The organism is Hydrogenophaga sp. NFH-34, from assembly GCF_021401345.1.
Taxonomy (GTDB): domain Bacteria; phylum Pseudomonadota; class Gammaproteobacteria; order Burkholderiales; family Burkholderiaceae_C; genus Hydrogenophaga; species Hydrogenophaga electricum.
Genome location: NZ_JACBGE010000014.1, coordinates 138,889 through 146,045, shown reverse-complemented (window position 1 = coordinate 146,045; position 7,157 = coordinate 138,889). Strand labels below are relative to the sequence as shown.

Sequence of the window (7,157 nt, the reverse complement as noted above, 5' to 3'; positions counted from 1 at the left end):
GGCACCGCTGGGCTACGTGCCGCCGGCCGAGTTCGAGGCCAACTACTATCGCACTCTTGAGCAGCAGGCCACGTCGGCCTGACTCAAGCCAACGGGCCTCCGTGAAACCCGGGGCGGTTCATCACCTTGCGACGGGTTTGATCGACCATCATGGCCAACCGGGTTCCTCCCACACCGCGCTACGCCGATAACTCTTCCGGCAGCTTGCCTGCCGCTTGCAATGTGTGGCGATGCGGTGACGCAGATTCTTTTGGCGCCACGGGACATTGACGATCCCACTACAGGTGCCGGATATACGACTGCTGGTGCTTTACCCCACGGTCCCCAATCGGTCAGGCTCTGGCCGTTGAGGGGGAGTCCATATAGGTTGTGAGAGCGCGCCGCCGTCACTCGGATAGTTGTAGTTTCCAAGACTCTGCCTCAATTGCCATGACGTCTCCGGACTGCAACTCCACTTCGTATGCTCCGTTTCCGTTGGAATGAACAGAATTTACCGATACGGATGGCCCCCAAGGAAACTGGCGCGGCGCGTGGAGGTTTGAAACACCGAAGAAAGTAAGTTCGTGACGTTCGCCGCCCACGAGGACCAACCTGAAGGTGCATTGACCCGATGCCCAGGAGAGCACCACCTGCTCGAGCGTTGCGTCGTGGAGAGCCAGATCGGAAAACATGTGGGCACTCTAACGTCGACCGTGGATGAGCCGCAACGGCGCACTCGGCATTGAAGAATGGCGACCACGCTGGCCGCCGTTGTGGGTCCATTCCACGAACCTGTTAAACAGCTTGCCACGCGTGAGGCTTCACTTCGATGCGAAGCTATTCCGTTCCGCGCTCAGTCTGCCAACTGGCAGGTCCGTAGGCCACGGCCTCAACGAAAAAGGCGTTGTGCTTGTCGTCGGCCCACTATACCGAGGTCTCAAGACGGACAAGTTCACCATCGACTTGCAACTCACCAACCTCTGCTGGCGCTCCGATGAGTGCGGCCAGCACACTGAGAGGTCGCGCCCGCCACTCTTCAAGTGAACGGGCTAAAGCGGGATAAACCTGACCAGAGCGCCTTGTGATGAGCCTGATTTTTATACAGGTGTCAGTAAACCCCACGAAACCCGGCATTTGCTGCTATCAGGCGACCGCGTCGCTTTGGCTCCTTGCTGGACCGCAATGGGGCAAGAACTGACTCTCATCCGCAACGTTTGATGCAACACATTTACCCGTCTTGTGCACTCCCTGCAGCGCGGGCAGATTGCCTTGAACACCGGAGATGAACGCGGTGCGCTTGGCGAGGCGGTGGGGTCAGGCCTCGGGCGTGTCGGTGTCCGATGAGCCGAGGTCGAGGCGGGCGCGGGCCTCGGCCGCCAGCGCCAGGTACCGGGCTTTGAAGGCGTCGAGTTCCTCTTCTTCCAGTTCCTCCAGGGCCAGCAGGGCGTTGTGTGCGCCCTGGGTGACGCGGATCAGTTCGTCGAGCTTGACCTGGATGGCCTCGGTGTCGCGGTTCTGGGTGTTCTGGATCAGGAACACCATCAGAAAAGTGACGATGGTGGTGCTGGTGTTGATCACCAGTTGCCAGGTGTCGCTGAAGCGAAACAGCGGCCCCGTCACCAGCCAGACGCCGATCATGGCGACGGCCAGGGTGAAGACGCGCGGGCGTCCGGAGAAGCGCGCAGCCGCCTTGGCGAAGCGGGAGTACCAGGCGTGTCGGACGATGTGGGGTGTCATGGGAACCCTTCAGGCGTTGAACCCGCCCAGACTCTGGATCCGTTCCACGTGCGCGAGCATGGAGCGCTTGGCCACCGGCCACAGGCGTTCGGGCACGTCGTCGTAGGCGAGCTTCACCCAGTCGTCCAGGGTGCCGTCGGGCACGGCCTGCATGGCGCGGGCGATCTTGGCTTCGCGCGCCAGGCGGTGGGCTTTCAGGTGGGCGATGGCGGCGCGGGCGCCGCCGTGTTCGGGGCTGCCCGGCTGCTCGGCGCTGCGCGGGTGGTCGCCCAGCACGTAACCATGGGCAGGCAGGATGAAGTGCACGCCGTGCGCTTCGCACAGGCTGTCGAGCTTGTCGAGCGCGTCGAGGTAGGCGCCCATGTGGCCGTCGGGCGGGTCGATCACGGTGGTGCTGCCGTTGAGGATGTGGTCGCCGCTGAACAGCAGGCCGTCTTCTTCGAGCAGCAGGCACAGGTGGTTGGCGGCGTGGCCGGGGGTGTGGACCACTTGCAGGGTGTGCGCCACCGCACCGTCGGGGGTGCGCAGCACCAGGCGTTCGGCGTCGGCCAGCACGCGCTTGGGCGTGAACTGGCTGTTGGCGCGGGCGGTGTCGGCACTGGGCAGGCCCAGGATGGGCGGTTGGCCCTTGCCGCCTTGTTCGCACAGGGCTTGCAGCAGCGGCGCACCGGGGGAATGGTCGGCGTGCGAGTGCGTGCAGACGATGGCGCGGATGTCGCCCCCCGCCGCGCGCCACAGGCGTTCCACATGCACCGGGTCGGCCGGTCCGGGGTCGATGGCGATGTGGCCGGTGGCCGGGTCGCCGACCAGGTAGCTGTTGGTGCCCGGGCCGGTCATGAAGCCGGGGTTGGGCGCGGTCAGGCGCTGCACGTTCTTGAGCAGGGGCACGGGGCGTTCGTGCTGCCAGGCCAGCTCGTGCACGATCTGGCCGTCGGGGCTGACCAGGGCCAGTTCACCGAAGGGCATTTCGTGTTCCATGTGGCGCGACTCGTGGCCATTCATGAGGCCGGCGCGCGGGCAACTGGTGAACAGCGGTTCGTCGAGAACCTGGCCCCCGACCCTGGCTTCGCCACGCCCCCCGAGGGGGTGCAGTCGCTCTTGGGGCGGCCCGGCGAGCGACTGGCCACAGGCTTGCAGAACCGCGTCCACCGTGGCGTAGGCCTGCAGCCGCTCCAGCGTGCGGATGGTGGGAAAGATGATGAAGAACTGGCCGGCGGCGTGGCGCGCCAGCGCGTCGGCCGGGCGCACCCAGACGGGCTCGAACTGCTCCGATTCGTCGGCCACCGGCTCCTGCCCTTCGGGCATGCGCGCGGCCAGGAAGGGCACGTCGAAGCGCTTGGGCAGGTCGCGGTCGGTGACCCAGTGCGCGAGCACGAAGACCTCGGCGCCGGCCAGGGTCAGGCCCTGGGCTGCGCACTGCTCGGCGAACGGCGCGCGGCGGTCGAGCGCGGCGATTTCGGCGGTGTTCAGGAAGCTGCCGTCGGCGCGCCGTGCCAGCAGCACGCCCAGCTCTTCAAAGCTTTCACGGATGGCGGCGATGGCTTGCGTCAGGCGCGTGTCGCTCTGGGTCGGGCGCCGGGTGGACAGGGCGTGGGCCTGGGCGTCGGCGGCGTCGATGCCGCCGCCGGGGAAGACGTAGGCGCCGGGCGCGAAACTGGCCGTCATGGACCGGCGCGTCATCAGCACTTCAAGGCCTTGCGGGCTGTCGCGCAGCAGCAGGACGGTGGCGGCGGGGCGCACGGCGGCAGGGGTGCGCTGGGGGTGCAGGAGTTGGGTGGGGCGGACCATGGCGACATTGTGCGTCGCCCGGGTGCACGGCGCTGTCGCAGGGGATCGGGGTTTGCGCGGGCGGGGCAGCAGCCCGCGCGCGTGGACGGGTTCTGGTATCGGGCAGCCCTGAAGATGCTGGATTCCCGCCTGCGCGGGAATGACGGTGTGTGTGCGTCGGCGACCCGTGCTGCGGTGGAGGGTGGGGCGTGGGGGCTCGCCGACCCAGCCGCCGGGCCGCCGTGACGTTGCTGGGTGCCCGCCTACGCGGGCATGACGGAGTTTGGGGCAGCGACCCGCGCAGCGGTGGGGCGTGGGGGCTCACCACTCATCGCCACCATCTCGGGCGACAGCCCTTCCCAGGCGATGTCGAAGCCCGGCGTCGCGCGCTGGGGTGGCAGGGGCGGGGTGCGCAGCGCCCAGTGGGTGCCTGCGATCACGCTGTCGATCACGGGCACCGGCACGGCGGACTGCACCGCAGCGGCCATGCCCGCGAGCCCGGCGCCGCCAAGGATCACCGCCTGCACGCCCAACTGGTGCGCGGCGTCGCGGCAAGCCTGGCCCAGCAGGCGGTGTGCGGCGTCGGGGTCGGCCGCGAGTTGGGCGCCGGTGGGCACCACGGTGTGGATGCCAGCGAGTTGCTGGGCCTGGCCCAGGGCCTGCGCCAGGCGCTGCAGCATGGGGCCCCAGCGCTCGCCGCCGGTGACGATGGCGTAGCGGCCATGGCGCGCGGCTTCGATGAAGGCGGCCTCGGCCAGACCGGTGACCGGCGCCGGGCTGGATTCGCGCAGCGCCATCAGGCCTGGGTCGCCGAAGCAGCCGATGAGCACGCTGTCGGGCGGCGGCGAAGCGGTGTCGGCCAACGCTGCGGCCCAGGCGTCGAGCGCTGCGTGCGCCGCGATCGCGTAGCTGGCTTCGTCGGCGATGTAGGGCGCGCCGAAGCGGGCCGTGACGGTGCGCACCTGCACATGCGAACCGGCGGCGGCCTGCACGTGCTGCTGCAGCAGCGCGCTCACGCGCGCCGACGTGTTGGGGTTGATGACCAGCAGTTGGCGCATGGTGTCAGGCCGCAAAAAGGCGGGCCAGATCGAGGGCTTCGGGCTCGGCCTTGCCGAACACCAGCTGCGCTTCGAGCCGCTCCAGGTGTTCGCGCATCAGGCGGGCGGCTTCGCGCGCGTCTTTGAGCTTGATGGCGGCCAGCAGCGCGCGGTGTTCGGCGCAGCCACAGGCGGTGGCTTCTTCGCGCGCCTGGCTGTGCGGCGGGCTGTAGGTCATGAGGATCAGCGAGGTGCGCGAAACCAGCTCGCGCAGGATCCGGCCCATGGTCTGGTGGCCCGAACGTTCGGCCAGCAGCAGGTGGAAGTTGCCCGACAGGCGGATGGCGCGGCGCATGTCGCCGGCGGCGCGGGCGGTTTCTTCGTCGCGGATGGTTTGCGTCAGTTGCTGGATGTCGGTGCGCGAGGCGTTGCGGATGAAGCGTTCGGTCAGTGTGGGCTCGATCAGGCGCCGGACTTCGAACACCTCGCGCGCCTCCTGCTCGCTCGGGCGCGTGATGGTGGCGCCGCGGTTGGGCGTGAGCGTGACGACCTGCTCGTTGGCCAGCCGCACCAGCACCGGGCGGATGCGCGTGCGCGAGACGCCGAAGGCGCCGGCCAGCCGGTCTTCCACCAGCTTGGTGCCCGGCGGCAACTGGTGGTCGAGGATGGCGTTGATCATGCGTTCGTAGATCTCGGCATCGCTGGGGCTGGCGGGCGGCACTTCCAGGGGGGTCAAGACGGCACCCTCCCGCGCTGGCGAGAGCGCCGGCCCAGCGCCATGGCCAACCCGACGGCCACGGCCATCACCAGGAAGGAGACGACGGTGGTGACCGTGCCCAGCGCGTAGATCGCCGGTGTGGTGACGGTGGACGTGAGGCCCTGCAGTTCCAGCGGCAGCGTGTTGACGTCGCCGATGGCTTGCGAGGTGCGGGCGATTTCGTCCCAGCTCAGCGTGAAGCCGAACATGCCGACACCGATGACCGAGGGCGCGATCAGCGGGAACACCACGTGGCGGAAGGTCTGCCAGGGCGTGGCGCCGAGGTCGCGGGCGGCTTCCTCGTAGGCGGGGTTGAAGCGGTTGAAGACGGCGAACATGATGAGCAGGCCGAAGGGCAGCGTCCAGGTCAGGTGGGCGCCCAGGGCCGAGGTGAACAGGCCGAGCGCGGTGCCGTAATTTTCCAGGGTTTCGGTCGCCCCCACCGCTTCAAGCAGCCATTTGATGCCGCCGTCGAGCAGCCGGAACTGCAGGCCGATGCCCAGCGACACGATGATGGACGGCATGATCAGGCTGGCAACCGTCACGTAGAACAGGGCGTTGCCCCCGCGCAGTTTCTTGCGGAAAGCCAGGCCCGCCAGCACCGACAGCAACACGGTCAGGCCCATGACGACCACGCCGACCGCGAGCGAACGCCGGAAGGCGGCGCCGATGTCCACCGTGCCCAGGCCTTCGGCGAGCTGGCGGAACCAGTGCAGCGAGAAACCGCGCAGCGGAAAGGTCAGGCCGCCTTCGGGGCCCTGGAAGGAGAGCACGAAGATCACAAACATCGGTCCGTACATGAACAGCACGAACAGGGCGAAGACGATGGCCAATGGCCAGAAGCCGGCCGAGCGGGGTTCGCGCATCACAGTTCCTTCCGGATGTCGACGAGGCGCGTCAGGCCCCAGATGATCATGAGCACCACCGCCAGCAGGATCACCGCGTTGGCGGCCGCCAGCGGGAATTGCAGGTAGCTGGTCTGCACCTGGATGATCTTGCCGACCGAGGCGATCTGCTGGCCCCCCATGACGCCGATGGTCACGAAGTCGCCCATGACGATGGTGATGACGAAGATCGAGCCGATGATGATGCCGGTCTTGCACAGCGGCACGATCACGTTCCACAGCGTCTGCCAGGCGCTGGCGCCAGCGTCGCTGGCGGCTTCGAGCAGGCTGCGGTCGATGCGCATCATGCTGTTGAAGATGGGCACGATCATGAACATGGTGTAGAGGTGGACGAAGGCTAGTACCACCGAGAAATCGGAAAACAGCAGCCACTCGATGGGCTGATCGATCAGGCCGATGCCCTGCAGACTCTGGTTGACCAGGCCGTTGCGGCCCAGCAGCGGAACCCACGAGATCATGCGGATCACGTTGGAGGTCCAGAACGGCACGGTGCACAGCACGAACAGCGCCGTCTGCATGCCGGACGAGCGCACGTGGAAGGCCAGGAAGTAGGCGACGGCAAAGCCCAGCACCAGCGTGATCAGCCAGACCAGGAAGCTGAACTTGAGCGTGGACAGGTAGGTCGAGAGCGTGACGCAGAAATCACCGTGGTCGGTGAGCGTGGAGCAGCCCTCGAAGATGGCCAGGTAGTTGCGGACCGTGAAGGCCGGGATCAGCTCGTATTCGTTGAAGTCCCAGAAGCTGACCATCAGCACCAGGCCCAGCGGGATCAGGAAGAACAGCACGAACACCAGCGTGTACGGCGTGGCCTGCCACCAGGCCGGCACGGTGCGGTTGGGGCTGTCGGTGACCAGCGCTGCGGTGGAGGTGGATGGACTGCTCATGGAATGACTCGATCAAACAGGGAAGAGCGGAGGGCGCAACGCGGCGAGCGCAGCGAAGCCTCCTCCACACCACCGCGGAACCGGCTTGGCC

7 protein-coding genes are annotated in these 7,157 nt (G+C 67.4%); all 7 read right to left on the bottom strand.

Going from position 1 to position 7,157, the window contains the following annotated elements; all coding sequences use genetic code 11:
• Nucleotides 1-386: 386 nt before the first annotated feature.
• The 7 genes from L0977_RS14945 to L0977_RS14915 all read right to left on the bottom strand — a co-directional run bounded on the left by L0977_RS14945 (nt 387) and on the right by L0977_RS14915 (nt 7,066).
• Complete coding sequence (locus L0977_RS14945; RefSeq protein WP_234265645.1) at nt 387-671, bottom strand: hypothetical protein; 285 nt, start codon at nt 669-671, stop codon at nt 387-389.
• A gap of 622 nt (nt 672-1,293) precedes the next feature.
• Nucleotides 1,294-1,716: a low affinity iron permease family protein gene (locus tag L0977_RS14940; protein ID WP_234265644.1), complete on the bottom strand. Its 423-nt coding sequence runs from the start codon at nt 1,714-1,716 to the stop codon at nt 1,294-1,296.
• 9 nt (nt 1,717-1,725) lie between these two features.
• The gene (locus L0977_RS14935; RefSeq protein ID WP_234265643.1) at nt 1,726-3,504 is read right to left on the bottom strand and encodes an MBL fold metallo-hydrolase; all 1,779 of its coding nucleotides are present in this window, start codon (nt 3,502-3,504) and stop codon (nt 1,726-1,728) included.
• 242 nt (nt 3,505-3,746) lie between these two features.
• Nucleotides 3,747-4,541 carry an aspartate/glutamate racemase family protein gene (locus L0977_RS14930; protein WP_234265642.1) on the bottom strand — a complete coding sequence of 265 codons (795 nt, stop codon included), beginning with the start codon at nt 4,539-4,541 and terminating at the stop codon, nt 3,747-3,749.
• 4 nt (nt 4,542-4,545) lie between these two features.
• A complete protein-coding gene (locus L0977_RS14925; RefSeq protein WP_267966458.1) occupies nt 4,546-5,256 on the bottom strand; it encodes a GntR family transcriptional regulator in 711 nt (236 codons plus the stop codon).
• Nucleotides 5,253-6,143, bottom strand: coding sequence for an ABC transporter permease (locus L0977_RS14920; RefSeq protein ID WP_234265641.1), 891 nt, complete (start codon nt 6,141-6,143; stop codon nt 5,253-5,255). The genes L0977_RS14925 and L0977_RS14920 overlap by 4 nt, the downstream gene beginning before the upstream one ends.
• Nucleotides 6,143-7,066 (bottom strand): ABC transporter permease, encoded by a 924-nt coding sequence (locus L0977_RS14915; protein WP_234265640.1) that lies wholly within the window; start codon nt 7,064-7,066, stop codon nt 6,143-6,145. Before L0977_RS14915 ends, L0977_RS14920 begins: the two co-directional genes overlap by 1 nt.
• Nucleotides 7,067-7,157 lie beyond the last annotated feature (91 nt).